The following is a 255-nucleotide window of genomic DNA, read 5'->3' as shown; positions in this document are numbered from 1 at the left end:
CCCTGTGAGGGGAGTGAAATAGAACCTGAAACCGTGTACGTACAAGCAGTAGGAGCCTACTTGTTAGGTGACTGCGTACCTTTTGTATAATGGGTCAGCGACTTATATTTTGTAGCGAGGTTAACCGTTTAGGGTAGCCGTAGGGAAACCGAGTCTTAACTGGGCGAATAGTTGCAAGGTATAGACCCGAAACCCGGTGATCTAGCCATGGGCAGGTTGAAGGTTGAGTAACATCAACTGGAGGACCGAACCCAC

At 49.0% G+C, this 255-nt stretch carries 1 rRNA gene; it reads left to right on the top strand.

The annotated features are described in order from the left end of the window. Positions 1-255, top strand: a 23S ribosomal RNA gene (locus tag PSH41_RS20175); the annotation flags it as partial.

The sequence above is a fragment of the Pseudoalteromonas sp. CST2 genome, from assembly GCF_028599385.1.
GTDB lineage: Bacteria > Pseudomonadota > Gammaproteobacteria > Enterobacterales > Alteromonadaceae > Pseudoalteromonas > Pseudoalteromonas atlantica.
The sequence above is the reverse complement of the archived record's forward strand: the minus strand, read 5'-3'. Positions and strand labels throughout refer to the sequence as shown.